This window comes from Cytobacillus firmus NBRC 15306, from assembly GCF_001591465.1.
Classification (GTDB): Bacteria; Bacillota; Bacilli; order Bacillales; family Cytobacillaceae; genus Cytobacillus; species Cytobacillus firmus.
In genome coordinates, this window is the sequence record NZ_BCUY01000087.1 from 1 (window position 1) to 15,353 (window position 15,353).

A 15,353-nucleotide genomic window follows, 5' to 3' on the forward strand; every position below is an offset into this window, starting at 1 on the left:
CCGCTGTCCCTATATTAGCAGTAATCAAGTACGGAGATGTGATGGACTTTTCGGCTGCCAGTTCTCCGTGGCTGGGGACGTATGCATAGTCGCAGTACTTTAAAAAGTCATGATCAAGCATGGAATCTCCTGCCCCAAAAACTATGTTTATATCTTCCCGTTCCTGAATGAATTTCACTGCCTCGCCCTTACAGATTGGATTTGGCATAAAATACAGCTTTCTTCCCTGATGGGATATCCTCCATCCAAAAGATTCTGCCAGTTCAGCAATTGTATTTTTGGCTTCAGCTGTTAATTTTTCTTCAAGAATATAATAAAAGAAAAGATTTTCAGCCATTTTTATTTTCCCATTCAGTTCCAGGCTTTGTGATCTGTCCATCATTTCCTCAAGTAAAGCACACTCTGCCTTCAGCCGCTTCCGGACTATGCCGGACCACTCTTCAAGAGGTGTTCCATGATAATGAATATTCGCACCATTCGATGTGACAGTGTATGGAATGTTAAGGACATCCTGAAAAATGAAAATACGCTTATATTGTTCATAAGTTCTCGTTGTGACAGGCACAAAGAGCATTTGAGCAGATACCTCTTTCAATAATCTTTGAGATTCGTTTGTCATAAAGGCAATTTCCCTGCCATCTTTACGCTCAACACCTAATAAACCTTCTCCTGACTGCCCGAAATCAGCAAGTGCTTTATTTGAGTAGATCAGTGTCCTGTCCAAATCTGACGCAAACATCTTCATGATTTTTCTCCCGTCTTTTTAATTAATCCGCAGCAGGTATAACTCATATCGGGATAATGAATAACCTCAACATTCCGCTCACGTGCCAGCATAACAATATGGCCAACATATGGACTTTCCGGATCTTTCATCAGAATTTTCCATGGAAGCCTTCTCAGAAGAACTCTGGTTGTTTCGCCGACTCCCGGCTTTACAAAGTTAATAGATTCAATATTAAATTCCTCTTGTATTCTCTGAATCTCTTCCATGCCCTTAAAACTTGCTTCCCCCGGGTTTTCCATAATCCTTTTCGCAAGTTCAGCAGCTTCCTGCTTAATAGCCGGGAACTCCTCTGCTACAGCTGAGAGATATGGGTTTGAAACATCTGCTTCTTCCAGCTCACTATAATATTTGGCGCCATGAAAATCTTCCGGCCCAATTAAGGATTTATTTAATACTGTTCTGCTGACCAATCCTGAAACAGTTGAATTGAGACAGGCACTTGGAATCAGAAAGTCTTCCCTCGTTCCATATAAAGTTGTGCAATACCCAGGATCAGCAAGAACGGCCAAGGTATCATCTAGAATAACACCATAAGTTTCATGGAATTGTCTGCAAGCCCTTGTTAACTCAATGGAAATAGCCCCTTTTCCTGTCCAGCCATCCACAAATTGAATTTTGCAGCCGGGATGTGAGTTTAAAATATGCTTTATCGCATTCTCGTCAATCCCCCGATCCCTGATAATGGAAATGCTGTAATGCGGCAAACTTACACCATAAACTTCAAAAAGATACCTCTTTATCAGGATTCCAACAGGTGTTCCGGCCCTCGCGAGGGAAACCAGCACTGTCTTTTTGCCTTTTTGCTTCCAAATTTGCTCAGAAACTGCTCCTGTAGACAATGCTGTTTTCCTTTTATAAACTTCAAGTGTTTCCCAAAACAGGGAAAGATATTTTTCAGGCGGCTGATACTCAATAGGAAGTGTTTCACTGTAATGCTGACCGGACTGAATGTTTTTTTCTCTTTGTTCAATGGATCCTTCAAGTGAATATCCGCTTAAATCCTTCAATAAAAAGATAACATCATCTTTACTATATGAACCAAATTTATCTGCTGTTTTATTCATTTTTTCCACCTCCGTTAAAGTAGACTACTTTTACATTTTTAATATATTTTTTTAATTGATTGATAAAAGGCATAAGGAAATCTTTTTCCGGTTCTCTTTCAAAAAACAGGAACACTTCATCATAACAACCGTCTGGAATGTTATAAACATATTGTGCCATTTCAGGGTCTTCAGGATTTTCAAAGGAAATGCCGTACTGTGCTCCATAGTCTTTATCATTTCTTACAAAGATGGGACTGCGTGTTGTTGAGTGGAACTTTACGCTTTCCCCCATTAAGGAGGCAAGCTTCATAGGGATATACATGAACTCCCCGGTTCCGAGACATAATGTATTTCTTCCATCCCGTTTTCGGGATAAGGATTGGCCAATCTCTGTTAATGACACACTTAATCCGGCCTGGCGTTTTGCATCCAGCCCGAAACGGCCCGAATCTTTTAAATAGGGAATACTTCTGATTTCACCGTTTAAAGTAACTGATGGTTCATTCGTCCGGCTTAATATTTCGGGGAATTCTTTACTTATATCAATATAGGAAATCTGTGCAGTTTGTCCTGACAGCTCGCCTGCTGACTGACCTTTATTCACTTCAGGAGTTCCATTTACATCGATCTCCCCTTTTAGAAGAGACACATTGTTAATAATAATGCCCAGCTCTTTTTCCAAATCATCAAACAGGATTTGATCTTTTGGGGAACGCCAGTCCAGGATGGAGACGACTGTATACATCTTTCTCGGGAAGCGTTCATGAATGGAGCGGATGATATTAATAGCTGTTTTTCCTGTAGTCATTTCATCATCGACAAGTATGATCTCTCTCTTATTATTCAAAAGATCTGCATCTGCATAGCATCTGTGTGAAGTAGCATGAGAATGTTCTTCTTCAAATGTTATGACTGATTTCTGATTTGCCAGCTGATCCCTTGTTGTATGAAAGTAATCGGCACGTTTAAATGATTGAAAGAAAGCATGTCCAAGTGCCGTTGCTGTCTCGGCAAATCCAATAATAACCGGGTTATGGTCTTTATCAATAAAAGGACTGCTGTTCAAGAAATCTGTACCGTTTTTAATAGCGGATAAAAGCTCTGCGGCCTTTCCGGTCTCCACCTTCTTCACCTTCTCCATATAACGGCTGGCGAGCAATTCTCCTGTCAGAAGTCCGATCTTCGGGTCTATCGGTATATGCTTCCCGAGTACTTTGCTGACAAATAAGAAAGATCTTTTCTTATTTATTCTTGCTGCCATGACAAATAAATCTTCAGGGAGCAGCTCATAAGGGTTCTCGGTTATATGAATATCAACGGTTAATGAGTTGAGTATCTGAATTGAATGTTTCATTTTTGAGTAGGTCAATGTATGTGATTTCATCCTGCAGCACCCCGTATACTTCTGATTTTAATAATATTTTTTTAGCCCAAAATAAATGGGGTTTAATTTCATTCATTTTGTTTTGGTAATCGCTTTTCATAACCCCTATTTTCCCGCCAGCCTGATCGGCAATGCTCTGTGCATCCAGGTACTCTTCAAGTGTTACCGTATTCAATGCCTGTACAGGCCTAATATGGGTTGGATGAATAATGGTTTTCCCTGTTAAACCATTTGAAATATCCATTGCGATTTCTCTTATTAAACCATCCATATGCCGATCAATTAAGTCCGTTCTCATTTTCAGTCCATCCTGTCCAAGACGTTCCATGAATGGTGTTTGCCTGATTTGAGGTTTTAGAAGACGCTCTTTTGAGGAAAAATATTCCCAGACCGGACCTGAAATGACATATGGCTGGTCCGCACGCAGGAAAATATTAATAATATCTGATATGCAATCTCTAATTACAGCAATATCGTAAACTGTCGTATCAGAATTTCTTCGTATTCCATAGAGTCCGCTAAAATCCGTAGCTCCAATTCTCACATTTAAAATCAGCTCAAAATATTGGTCCAGCACTTTCTTAATGCCGATCAACTCTTCAAGCCTTGTCTCTTTTTGAATAATTTCTTTCGTCTCCAGAATCGGCATAGCATATAAACAATACCCATGAGAATTAAGCTCTTTTATTTCAGTTAAAATTTTGTGTCCTTCAGCTGGTGAAAACTTAGGCAAGACAAAGCCGGTCAGGAGATGCATTCCATTTGGAATTCTGCTCTTGAGTCTCATAAGCTGCTCATAGCTTCTGATTCGCACGAAGATCAAAGGGAGATCTTCTTCTTCACAAAGACCTTTCACAAGGTCTGAACTCAAATTTTCCAATTCCGAACAAAGCAGATTTTCCGCCAATTCCACTTCATCATCACCAATTGCATCTTCAAGGCATATGACCATAGATGAAAGACCAGCATGCTTTTTTGACAGCAGATCCTGGTGAATATTAGGCCTTGTCGCGGGCATATATAAAGTTGCCCCAAGAGCATATGATAATAGCTCCCTGTCAGATCTCTTGTTAAAATAGCCAGGCTTTTTATAAAACATTTTATTTATTTTTTCTCCCGGAAGATCTGAAAATAGTCTCATTTTCGCAGCTCCATTCTTTTACTAAAATACTACTTTCTTCCTTTTTCATTCAAAAAAAATAAAAATAAAAGGGAGCGGACAAGTGTCTGTTCCCTTTCTAAATCTATGAAATTACATATTTAGTTTGATCCCTGATCTGCTGCTTCTTTTTTTGTATTCCTTGCATGTATGACAAAAGTAACGGCAAATACGATAATTAAAACTATAAAGAAGTAAATATGGTCTATATGAATACCAGCAGCACTTGCCAGCATCTTAGCAGATATGAGCAGGATTAGAATATATGAGCTTGTTTCCAGTTCAGGCACCCTGTCAATCAGCTTCAAAAATACTCCAGCTACACCACGCATCATGATGATACCAAGCATCCCTCCAATTAACAGCACCCAAACTTCTTCACTTACTCCAAGCGCAGCCAATATACTATCAATAGAGAAGGCAATATCCATTAATTCAACTGCAATGACAGTTCCCCAGAAAGTACCAAAAAGGCGAATTAATAACCCCCGCTGGTTAATCCCTTCTATTGCCTCTTCATCACCGGCTTGCTCGGCTTTCCGCTTGTCTATAAAATACTTGATAGCAAGCCAGGCTAAATAAGCTGCACCCAATACCTTAATATACCAGAACTTTATTAAGAATACACCGACTCCAATTGCGAGAAACCTGAAGAAATAAGCACCTAACAGACCGTAAAATAGTGCCTTCTTACGCTGTTTTTCTGGTAAGTGTTTTACCATTACAGCTAGTACTAGGGCATTATCAGCAGATAATAAGCCTTCCAGAATCACAAGTGTCCCTATTAATGCCCAGCTTTCCGGTTTTGATAAAGCCTCAACCCACATTTCCCAATGAAAAAACTTGGAATAAGTATTAAGAATTGCCTCTAAAACTTCCATTCTTTTAAAAATCCCCCAGCTATTCATGTAATTTGTCCGTATAAAAGACCCGGCATTGCCGAGCCTCATTAAGCAAATATACCTCTTATTTATCCAACCTGTAAACCAAAATCTTTTGCCAGTGCAGCAAGTCCGCCCTGATATCCGCTTCCAATTGCACTGAATTTCCATTCTCCATTATGTCTGTACAATTCCCCAACTACAAGAGCAGTTTCAATTGAGAAGTCTTCACCCAGGTCATAGCGGATCAATTCTTCGCCTGTATCTTCATTCAAAATTCTTGCATAGGCATTTGATACCTGTCCAAAGTTCTGATTGCGGGCTTCCCCGTCATGGATGGTGATTGTGAATGTAATGCGCTGAACGTTAGCCGGGACATTAGCCAGGTCAATTTTCACCTGTTCATCATCGCCGTCCCCTTCACCTGTACGGTTATCTCCAGTATGTACAACTGAACCATTAGCGCCTGATGTATTGTTGTAGAAAACAAAGTCGCTTTCAGAAGTTACTTTTCCAGTATCTCCAAGCAGAAATACGGAAGAATCCAAATCAAAGTCATTTCCGCCATCATATTTGTTCGTGTCCCATCCAAGTCCTACTATTACCTTACTCATTCCTGGATTTGTTTTTGTTAAGTCCACTTTTTGTCCTTTTGATAAGCTTACTGCCATTTCAACTCAAACCTCCATTATGTAGAATAAATGTATTTACGGTATAAATCATGAAAAGTTTCATAATCCATACAAATATTTTTTCATATTCCAGAGTTTATTTCAATATTTTAACTCATCCATTTTGGCGGAGTATTTTTGTTCCAGTAAATTGACCCGAGTTCATGGTGGGCCTGAAATTGATCATGGTGTGTATGGTAGTGAAAATTAAACCAGTAGCCCTGCTGAGGAGGATGGTCCCTTCTTACATGGAAGCGAATGACATCTTCATCAGTCCTGCTGTTGGTTATGTGGAAGATTTTTTCCGATAATCCGCCCCCCGGAGTTTCTGTAACCTTTAACTCTGCAAGGCTTTCTTCCGGAAATTGTACTGCGACCTCCTGGATGGCTTTCTCAATTTCCGGAAGAATGACATCGTTAAATTCATCTTCAATAACAGGGCCTATCTTTGTCCCAAACTTTTCATATGATTGTGCCTCAGCTTCTATAAGCATTTGCCTGACAAAGTCCTCTTTATCAAAATTACTATTTTCCTCTTCAGCAAGTTCTGCGCCCTTCTCTGAGCTTTCCACATCAGAAGCTCTGGATGCTTTTAGCTGGTTCGTATTTTCATAAAGAAATGCCTGAGAAGGTGTGACAAGGCCAAACGTTAAAATGGTAACAAGTACAACAAAGGATTTTCTCAGCCAATTCGGCATGTTATTCGCCCTTCCTTTCCCCTAAGCAAGGATTTTTTTAAATATGCCGCTGCCTTCAATTTTAAGGGCAGCTTGCCTTAATACATCTTCGGGCTGTACAAGAGCAATCCGAACGTATCCCTCACCCCACCTGCCAAATGCACTTCCAGGAGTAACAACTACACCGGCCCGGTTAATTAAGTCAATCGCAAAATCCTTGGAGCAGCTGTATCCGGAAGGGACCTCGGCCCACAAGAACATTGACCCCTCAGGCCTGCTGATATCCCACCCGATAGTTTTAAGATCTTTTATTAATACATCTCTTCTTTTTCTATATGTCTCTCTCAAGTCCTGCAAAAAACAAGACTGATCATTCAATGCTTTCACCGAAGCTGCCTGTACCGGCAGGAATACCCCATAATCCAAATTGGATTTGAAATTGGCCAGCAGCGAAATAAGCTGCTGATTACCTGCGGCATATGCCACCCTGCAGCCAGCCATATTAAAGCTTTTTGATAGTGAATTCATTTCAATCCCTACATCAGCGGCCCCTTCAACAGACAAAAAACTCAAAGGTTTCTTTTCATAATAAAGTTCCGAATAAGCAAAATCATGCAATACAGCAAAACCGTATTTCTTTGCAAGCCGGATCGCTTGAAGAAAAAGATCCTCTGTTGCCATCGCCGGAACGGGATTGCCAGGGAAGTTCAATATCATTAATTTCGTGTTTGCAAGGATTTCTTCAGGAATCTCATTAAAATCAGGAAGGAAGCTGTTCTCCTTTTTTAAAGGCATTCCGTACATTTGGGCACCAGCCATTGCTGCACCTGCAGCATATGCAGTGTATCCGGGGTCAGGAACAAGGATATAATCTCCCGGATCACATAGAATCATCGGCAAATGTACCAGCCCATCCTGGGATCCCATTAAAAGCAGCACCTCTGAAGCTGGATCGACATCCACTTCGAAATTTCGTTTATAATAGCCGCTGACTGCGGTATGAAATTCATTTGTACCTGTTAACGAGTACCCGTATAGTTCTTGATCACGGGCACCTCTTGCCAATTCCTCCATAACAAAAGCGGGAGGGGACATATCAGGACTGCCAATGCTCAAATCAATCACCGAAAGCCCGTCTGAAAGTTTCGAATTCTTAATTTGGGCCAATTCAGTAAACACGCTCTCTGTAAAAGAAGCCATTCTTTTTGAAATAGGAAATTCCATCGTATCCTTCCTCGCTATGTATCTCGATTCTATTTTTCTATTATACTTCTTTTTGAACCAAATTTAAATTGATTTCATGCATCGGCAAAAAGAAGAATAGAAATATAGTAATACCTTAATTGACGGATTAACAAACAGCAAAGCGGGGAATAATAAAACAAATCATGTTCTTCAAGTCCAGAAGAATGAATAAGGGGGAAATGATCATGGATTGGTCTGTATTCTTTGTCATTGCAAGTCTTTTACTTATGGCTTACTTTGTTTATCTGGCTATTGCAGATTAAATAAGCAGGTGCCTGTTAACTGGCACCTTTTCTTATTTTTCAATTATGCCAAAATGAAATTTAGATGACCTTCTTTCAATTACTTTGAAACCATATTGAGCAAACCTGGAACTTCTAAAGTGGTCTTTCAGGACCACCCTTTGCCTCGCAGCTCTTTTTGCATGAAATATAACTTCCTCTGATAGATCTTCATAAACAGCAAAGTTCCTTAAAGCTTTAATCCCTTCTGACTCAAAAATTTCTTCTTCAAACATTGGATCAAAATAGACAATATCGTAACTGTCCGAAGGCAGTTTTTTTAAATATGGAAGGGCCATTGTTGCCTCAACATTTATTCTTCCCATGGCCTGATTCATACTCTCAAGCCCGGAGTCCCACTGCCTTAGCCCGTTCGCAACGAGAAAGGAAAGGTATTTATTTCCTTCAAGCCCTGTAACTTTACCTTTATTGCCCGCAGCAAAACTGGCTATTATGCTGTCAGATGCCAGACCAAGAGTACAATCGAGAATACTGCTGCCTTCTTTAAGACCGGCAGCCTCAAGAAAAGGATCACTCTCTCCTTTAAGGAGGCGCTTCACTCTGAACATTGCTGAACTGGGATGAAAGAAGAACGGCTGGTTTTCTCCAATCGGATAAAGATCCAGCCGCTCTTTTCCAACTACTATGCAGTCTTCAGGAACTTGTTTTTGAATCGCTCTTACAGACCTTTTATTCCTGTCGATGTACTCTGCTCCCAATTGTTCTGCAATGTTTTTGGCTTTTTCTTTCAATGCTTCATTGGTGCGTCCGGAAGTTGAAATTATCATATATGTTCACCTGATTCCTAAAATTGCTATTAAAAAAGGGTGCCTGCAGACACCCCGTTTTGTTTAAGCTTGATATTCTCAGCAATTCGCCTCAAAAGCTGCTAGAAGATTCTCCATGATTGATTCCATGGAATGATCTTCAATATCATGGCGGTGAATGAAGTGCACAACTTCCTTCCCTCTTAAAATAGCCATAGAAGGTGATGAAGGCTCATAACCATCAAAGTACTCGCGCATTTTAGCTGTTGCTTCTTTGTCCTGTCCTGCAAAAACCGTCACCAGATGATCAGGTTTTTTGTTACTTCTCAAAACAGCCTGTGTTGCTGCAGGGCGGGCAAGACCAGCGGCACAGCCGCAAACTGAATTCACTACAACAAGAGCTGTTCCTTCAAGGTTTTCCATGAATTGCTCTACATCTTCTGAATCCGTAAGCTCTTTAAAGCCTGCCTGTATAAGCTCCTCGCGCATCGGCTTCACCATTTGTTTCATATATTCTTCATATGCCATTGACATAAGATTTGCATCCTCCTTAACGTGCAGTTTGTAAAGTAAGCATACTATATCGTATGATCTTAATGCAATTTTTCTATGCCGGTTCTCGTCATAACGCAGCTAATTCAAAGAAAGCCGGTCCTAAAAGACCGGCATCCTAAATATATTTAGATTTTCATAACGCCGCCTGTGCTGGCATTGGTGACAAGCTTCGAATAGCGGGCAAGATATCCTTTTTTGACCTTTGGCTCAAAGCCCTTCCAATTAGCTTTGCGCTTTTCGAATTCTTCATCTGAAATTTCCAGATTTATTGTACGATTATTCAGATCCAATTCAATGATGTCTCCATTTTCCACAAATGCAATAGGTCCGCCTTCAGCAGCTTCCGGTGAGATGTGCCCAATGCTGATGCCGCGGGAAGCACCCGAGAAACGGCCATCTGTAATCAGGCCGACTTTTGCACCTAAACCACGGCCAACAATCTGTGAAGTCGGTGCAAGCATTTCCGGCATTCCTGGGCCTCCTTTAGGACCCTCATAACGAATGACAACAACATGGCCTTCCTTCACCTTGCCGGTAATGATTCCGGATAGTGCCTCTTCCTGCGAATCAAAGCAGATAGCTGGTCCTCTATGGTATCCGCCTACTGACTCATCAACAGCACCGACTTTTATAATTGAGCCTTCAGGAGCAAGATTCCCAAACAAAACTGCCAGCCCTCCGCGTTCAGAGTGCGGATTCTCCAAGGTTCGAATTACATTTTTATCCAGAATCTCACTGCCTGCTGCATTCTCCCTTAGCGGCTTTCCGGTAACTGTCATACAGTCTCCATTCAGGGCGTCCGGCTTTTTAAGCAATTCATTGATGATTGCACTGACTCCACCCGCATTATGAACATCTTCAATATGATAATCTGACGCAGGAGCGATCTTGGCTAAATGCGGAACCCGGTTGGCAATCTCATTGATTCGTTCAATCGGATATTCAATTTCAGCTTCGTGAGCAAGCGCCAATGTGTGAAGAACTGTGTTGGTTGACCCGCCCATTGCCATATCCAGGGCAAATGCATTGTCAATGGCATCAATGGTAACAATATCACGCGGTTTGATGTCTTTTTTGATTAATTCCATCAGCTGCTTGGCTGAACGTTTAACAAATTCCTTTCTTTCTTCTGATACGGCCAGAATCGTGCCATTGCCAGGCAGTGCAAGGCCCAGTCCTTCTGCAAGGCAGTTCATGGAATTTGCAGTGAACATCCCGGAGCAGGAACCGCAGGTCGGACATGCTACCTGCTCGATTTCCAGGAGCTTTTGTTCATCTATCTGGCCGGATTCGAAGGCACCTACTCCCTCAAATACCGAACTTAAGGATAATGGCTTTCCGCTTGAATCTACGCCGGCTTTCATCGGGCCTCCGCTGACAAAAAGGGTTGGAATATTAACCCTCAATGCGCCCATCATCATTCCGGGTGTGATTTTATCGCAGTTCGGGATACAGACCATTCCGTCAAACCAGTGGGCAGAAACCACCGTTTCAAGTGAATCTGCAATGATCTCACGGCTTGGCAGAGAATAGCGCATGCCGATGTGGCCCATGGCAATGCCATCATCCACTCCAATGGTATTAAATTCAAATGGAACACCGCCTGCTTCACGGATTGCCTCTTTAACAATTTTACCAAATTCCTGCAAATGGACATGGCCAGGAACGATATCAATGTAGGAATTGCACACAGCAATAAATGGTTTTCCGAAATCTTCTTCCTTTACACCGGCAGCACGCAGCAGGCTGCGGTGCGGAGCCCGGTCTGTCCCTTTTTTGATCATATCACTTCTCATCTGTGAGCCAGTCATAGTATGTACCTCCCGTTTTACCCTAGATTCATAATCTTTTATTCTATGGAAATAAATTAACTAACCTCCCGCCCCCCAAATATTTCTTTTCAATATAGACCCTTTTTCGGATAATTTCAATAATTATTGCAAATTTAATTTAATTTTTCGCTTTAAATGAATGAAACTGTAATGCGTGTAAGTTTTAAATTAATCAATTTCAATAAAAGAACCGCTGCAGATCCTAAAATCTGAGCGGTTTTATTAAAATTATTTCTCACCTTTATTCCGGGATTCAGTCATTTGTTTCCATACTGAACCCTTTGCTTCTTCTCCATGCTCAATTCTCTCAATAGCCAGTTTGATCTGCAGACTGACTTCGAATTCCGGGTCGTCTTCTGCAGCCTTTAGAGCAGGCAGCGCACTTTCATCACCCACTTCGTAAAGGAACATGGCCGCACGCCAGCGTACAAGCTTACTATCATCCTGCAGGGCTTCCTTCATGGCATCCATTGCTTCTGCAAACCCTAAGTCTGATAAACAGTCTCCGGCTGTACGCCTTACAGTGACCGTTTTATCCTTCAATGCTCTGTACAGAAGCGGCAGGACCTTTTTATCTTCAATCATTCCAAGATAAACTGTCGCAAGTCTCCTAATTGAAGCCTTCTCATCATTGAGAGCTTTTTCAAGAACAGGCAGATCCTCAAGTTCCGGATTATCCATCTGCTCGAGTTTTTGATAGCGCTCCCGCCAATCAGGAGAATCCAAATCTTCGACTGAAAGTTTAAGAAGAGATCGCACATGCTTATCCTCTGTGTTATCCGGGCTTTTAGCTGTTTTCACTAGGGTCTGGAGTCGTCCCTCCGGATAGGCAGCCATTAGTTCCTCAACAATCTCATGGCCAACTTGGTCAAAGTCTCCGTAGCGGACCCCGAATTCCTTCCACTTGCGGACCATGACAACATTATCAGCAGGATCCTGTGCTTTTGCAACAGCTTTAATAAAGTTTTCAGGAAGTCCGAAGCGCTTTTCTTCTGTGCCGTCAGTCAGCTTCACCTGCATCGGAATTCCTTTGTACATTTGGACTAATACCTGCACCTCACCAAAATGTTCATCCATGCCGTTTTCTTCAGAACCGTCATTTTCCACGTCCTCGCCAAATGCAGATCGAACTTGAGGAAGCAGCTCTTTCCAGTCATATTTGGCATTTCTTTCTACTGCCAGGAAATCAGCAACATGGTAAACCCCTTTTATGCCTTCGATCTCAAGAATATCAAGGATGATCCTTGGAGCTCCTTCTTTTTTATCTTTTTTATAATTATTGGCTTTCCCCATTGGAAGCTCTTCATCAAGAATAACCTTCATTGTATTCGGACTTGGTGTTGGTTCGATTGCTTTTATTTTCAAAAGTATCACCCTTTTTTATATATTCACGCTGGTAACTGATTTTATTTTAACATAAGGAGAATTCCGAGGCATTTTAGCTGTTTTAACTATAAAAAATAACCCGGAGATTCCCCCGGGCATCATATTATTCGTTTTCTGCTGCTTCTGAAAGATAGCTCCATCTCTCTATCAGATATTCAAGTTCTTCATTCAGTTTCGATTCTTCATCTACTAATGCCTGGCCCTTTTCAAAATCACTGCCAATGGTGGCCATTTCTGAGGAAATCGCTTCGAGACGGGCTTCAGCAGCCTCAATCTTTCCCTCTATTTCTTCCCATTCTTTCTTCTCTTTGTAGCTCATTCTCTTCTTTTTCGGTTTTGTTTCCCTCGTTTTTTTAGGGGCATGGTCCATTTCCTGAACCGGTTTGGCATTTTCACTTTCAAGAAATTCACTGTAATTTCCATAGTAGGATTCAATTTTGCCCTCTCCTTTTAACACAAGCAGCTGCTCAGCCACTTTATCCAGGAAGTAGCGGTCATGTGAAACAGTAATGACTACGCCGGGAAAATCATCTAGGTAATCCTCGAGAACCGTCAGGGTTTGGGTATCAAGGTTATTGGTCGGCTCGTCAAGAAGAAGAACATTAGGCTCTGACATTAAAATTTTCAGTAAATAAAGCCTTCGTTTTTCCCCTCCTGAAAGCTTGCGGATTGGAGTGCCATGAGTATATGGCGGAAAAAGGAAACGCTCCAGCATTTGAGCCGCAGAAATGGTTTTTCCATCTGAAGTTTCAACTACTTCAGATGTTTCTTTGAGATATTCTATCATGCGTTTACTTTCATCCATATCTTCGCTTTCCTGTGTATAGTAAGCAATTTTTACTGTCTGCCCAATAATGCGCCCACCTGAGTCAAGCGGAATCCTGCCTGCCAGTATGTTAAGGAAAGTTGATTTCCCTGTCCCATTTCTTCCAATAATCCCTATTCTGTCCCCTGGTTTTACGAGAAGATCAAAATGATCCAGAATTGTCTGGGAGCTATATTTTTTTGATGCAGCTTCAAGTTCAAATACCTGTTTTCCGAGGCGGCTGCCGCTTAGGGACATGTCCAATTTTTCGGAGGATTTAACTGAAGCAAGCTGGCTGTCAAGAGTTTCGAACCGCTGGATCCTGGCTTTTTGCTTGGTGGTACGGGCTTTTGCACCTCTTCTGATCCATTCGAGTTCTCTTCTGAACAGATTTTTCTGCTTTTCTATTGTGGCTGCTTCATTTTCCTCTCTTATTGCTTTGGCTTCAAGGAATGCAGCATAATTCCCTTTATAGCTGTAAAGATTTCCGCCCTCAAGCTCAAACATTTTGTTTGTAACCCGGTCAAGGAAATAACGGTCATGTGTCACAAGAAGCAGTGCGCCCCTATATCTGCCCAGATATTCTTCCAGCCATTTAACCGATTCAAAATCAAGATGATTTGTCGGCTCGTCAAGAATCAGCAAGTCTGGTGACTGGATTAAAGCTTGAGCAAGCGCAACCCGCTTTTTCTGTCCGCCTGAAAGCTCGCCAATTTTTCTGCTGAAATCCTCAATGCCCAGTTTAGTGAGAATCGTTTTGGCATCGGTATTTACTTCCCAGGCATTAAGTGTATCCATTCTTTTTTGAAGTTCGAAAAGGCTATCCTGGATTGCTGGATCTTCAGGGTTCCGGCTAAGCTCCAGAAGAGCTTGTTCATATTCTCTCTGCAGGATAAGTATTGGCGCATCTCCTGCAAATACCTGCTCGAGAACGGTCAAATCATAATTCAGGTCAGGCTGCTGTGCTGAATATGAAATGGTGTAATCTCTCGGTTTGACTATTTCGCCGGAATCCGGCAGGTCAACCCCCGCGATCACCTTCAGCAGGGAGGATTTTCCTGTACCGTTTACACCGATCAGTCCTGCCCTTTCTTTTTCGGCTATTGTAAATGATATATTGTTAAAGAGTTCTTTCTCACCATAGGTTTTTGTCACATTTTCCACAGAAATCATCTTCATGCTTGACCATTCCATTCTTTAAAAAATTGATGCAGAAACTGTTCCATAAGCTCATGTCTCTCTTCTGCCATTTCCATAGCAGTGTCAGTATTCAGCAGATCTTTCAGCTTCAAAAGCTTTTCGTAAAAATGATTGATGGATGACGTCCTGCCATTCCGGTATTCATCTTCAGTCATTTCTCTTCTGATATCAAGGGCAGGATCATAAATCAGCTGTCCTTTTTTGCCTCCGTAGGCAAATGCTCTCGCAATTCCCACGGCGCCAATCGCATCCAATCTGTCCGCATCCTGGACAATTTTGGCTTCTTCACTTAAGATCCTGGTGTTATGACCGCCTTTAAAGGAAACTGAATCAATTATTGCGTTTATGGAGCTGGATGCTTCCTCTGTGATTTCAAGTTCCTGCAGAAAGTCAGACAGTTTCCTGTCCCCTGCTTCTCTGGAAGTGTTCAGCTTCGCATCAGGTATATCATGAAGCAAGGCTGCCATTTCAATGAAAAAAGGATCTCCTTTTTGTTCCCTTTTAGCTATGTAAAGGGCATTTTTTCGCACCCGCTCAATATGATGCCAGTCATGCCCGGTTGAATCATCCCCGAGTGTATCCCGGACAAATTTTTCTGTTATATGTATTATATTTTCATTCATTATTTCACCCGCTTTCAAACTCCACTGTCCATTTTAACATTAGTCCTAAAAAGA

Annotated in this window: 14 protein-coding genes; all 14 read right to left on the reverse strand. The window is 41.6% G+C overall.

Annotated features, from left to right (window positions below; genetic code table 11):
• The coding region (locus tag BFI01S_RS18190) for an HAD family hydrolase (protein WP_061793866.1) at nt 1-745 on the reverse strand (745 nt) is incomplete at its 3' end.
• Entirely contained in the window at nt 742-1,851 is a 1,110-nt protein-coding gene (locus BFI01S_RS18195; protein WP_061793867.1) for a cysteine protease StiP family protein, read from the reverse strand. The genes BFI01S_RS18190 and BFI01S_RS18195, both read right to left, overlap by 4 nt.
• Entirely contained in the window at nt 1,844-3,217 is a 1,374-nt protein-coding gene (locus tag BFI01S_RS18200) for a phosphoribosyltransferase family protein (protein WP_235831225.1), read from the reverse strand. Before BFI01S_RS18200 ends, BFI01S_RS18195 begins: the two co-directional genes overlap by 8 nt.
• On the reverse strand, nt 3,147-4,358 hold the full coding sequence (locus BFI01S_RS18205; protein WP_061793868.1) for an HpcH/HpaI aldolase/citrate lyase family protein: 1,212 nt from the start codon (nt 4,356-4,358) through the stop codon (nt 3,147-3,149). The genes BFI01S_RS18200 and BFI01S_RS18205 overlap by 71 nt, the downstream gene beginning before the upstream one ends.
• 119 nt (nt 4,359-4,477) lie before the next feature.
• A complete protein-coding gene (locus BFI01S_RS18210) occupies nt 4,478-5,257 on the reverse strand; it encodes a TerC family protein (RefSeq protein WP_061793878.1) in 780 nt (259 codons plus the stop codon).
• Nucleotides 5,258-5,346: 89 nt separating this feature from the next.
• Complete coding sequence (locus tag BFI01S_RS18215) at nt 5,347-5,928, reverse strand: TerD family protein (RefSeq protein ID WP_061793869.1); 582 nt, start codon at nt 5,926-5,928, stop codon at nt 5,347-5,349.
• A 110-nt stretch (nt 5,929-6,038) separates the two neighbouring features.
• Nucleotides 6,039-6,626: a YpjP family protein gene (locus BFI01S_RS18220; protein WP_061793870.1), complete on the reverse strand. Its 588-nt coding sequence runs from the start codon at nt 6,624-6,626 to the stop codon at nt 6,039-6,041.
• 21 nt (nt 6,627-6,647) lie between these two features.
• The gene (locus tag BFI01S_RS18225; RefSeq protein WP_061793871.1) at nt 6,648-7,829 is read right to left on the reverse strand and encodes an LL-diaminopimelate aminotransferase; all 1,182 of its coding nucleotides are present in this window, start codon (nt 7,827-7,829) and stop codon (nt 6,648-6,650) included.
• A gap of 316 nt (nt 7,830-8,145) precedes the next feature.
• Complete coding sequence (locus BFI01S_RS18230; RefSeq protein WP_061793872.1) at nt 8,146-8,919, reverse strand: class I SAM-dependent methyltransferase; 774 nt, start codon at nt 8,917-8,919, stop codon at nt 8,146-8,148.
• Between the two features lie 78 nt (nt 8,920-8,997).
• Nucleotides 8,998-9,432, reverse strand: a complete 435-nt coding sequence (locus tag BFI01S_RS18235) for a BrxA/BrxB family bacilliredoxin (RefSeq protein ID WP_061793873.1) — start codon at nt 9,430-9,432, stop codon at nt 8,998-9,000.
• 146 nt (nt 9,433-9,578) lie between these two features.
• Nucleotides 9,579-11,249, reverse strand: coding sequence for a dihydroxy-acid dehydratase (gene ilvD / locus BFI01S_RS18240; RefSeq protein ID WP_061793879.1), 1,671 nt, complete (start codon nt 11,247-11,249; stop codon nt 9,579-9,581).
• A gap of 264 nt (nt 11,250-11,513) precedes the next feature.
• On the reverse strand, nt 11,514-12,650 hold the full coding sequence (locus tag BFI01S_RS18245; protein ID WP_061793874.1) for a conserved virulence factor C family protein: 1,137 nt from the start codon (nt 12,648-12,650) through the stop codon (nt 11,514-11,516).
• 124 nt (nt 12,651-12,774) lie between these two features.
• The gene (locus BFI01S_RS18250) at nt 12,775-14,655 is read right to left on the reverse strand and encodes an ABC-F family ATP-binding cassette domain-containing protein (RefSeq protein WP_061793875.1); all 1,881 of its coding nucleotides are present in this window, start codon (nt 14,653-14,655) and stop codon (nt 12,775-12,777) included.
• Nucleotides 14,652-15,302, reverse strand: coding sequence for an HD domain-containing protein (locus BFI01S_RS18255; protein WP_373682882.1), 651 nt, complete (start codon nt 15,300-15,302; stop codon nt 14,652-14,654). Before BFI01S_RS18255 ends, BFI01S_RS18250 begins: the two co-directional genes overlap by 4 nt.
• Nucleotides 15,303-15,353 lie beyond the last annotated feature (51 nt).

What these genes read in the sequence shown, in the direction of transcription:
- BFI01S_RS18195 (WP_061793867.1), bottom strand. Translation starts at nt 1,851, where the DNA reads ATGAATAAAACAGCAGATAAATTTGGTTCATATAGTAAAGATGATGTT.
- BFI01S_RS18200 (WP_235831225.1), bottom strand. Translation starts at nt 3,217, where the DNA reads ATGAAATCACATACATTGACCTACTCAAAAATGAAACATTCAATTCAG.
- BFI01S_RS18205 (WP_061793868.1), bottom strand. Translation starts at nt 4,358, where the DNA reads ATGAGACTATTTTCAGATCTTCCGGGAGAAAAAATAAATAAAATGTTT.
- BFI01S_RS18210 (WP_061793878.1), bottom strand. Translation starts at nt 5,257, where the DNA reads ATGGAAGTTTTAGAGGCAATTCTTAATACTTATTCCAAGTTTTTTCAT.
- BFI01S_RS18215 (WP_061793869.1), bottom strand. Translation starts at nt 5,928, where the DNA reads ATGGCAGTAAGCTTATCAAAAGGACAAAAAGTGGACTTAACAAAAACA.
- BFI01S_RS18220 (WP_061793870.1), bottom strand. Translation starts at nt 6,626, where the DNA reads ATGCCGAATTGGCTGAGAAAATCCTTTGTTGTACTTGTTACCATTTTA.
- BFI01S_RS18225 (WP_061793871.1), bottom strand. Translation starts at nt 7,829, where the DNA reads ATGGAATTTCCTATTTCAAAAAGAATGGCTTCTTTTACAGAGAGCGTG.
- BFI01S_RS18230 (WP_061793872.1), bottom strand. Translation starts at nt 8,919, where the DNA reads ATGATAATTTCAACTTCCGGACGCACCAATGAAGCATTGAAAGAAAAA.
- BFI01S_RS18235 (WP_061793873.1), bottom strand. Translation starts at nt 9,432, where the DNA reads ATGTCAATGGCATATGAAGAATATATGAAACAAATGGTGAAGCCGATG.
- ilvD (WP_061793879.1), bottom strand. Translation starts at nt 11,249, where the DNA reads ATGAGAAGTGATATGATCAAAAAAGGGACAGACCGGGCTCCGCACCGC.
- BFI01S_RS18250 (WP_061793875.1), bottom strand. Translation starts at nt 14,655, where the DNA reads ATGAAGATGATTTCTGTGGAAAATGTGACAAAAACCTATGGTGAGAAA.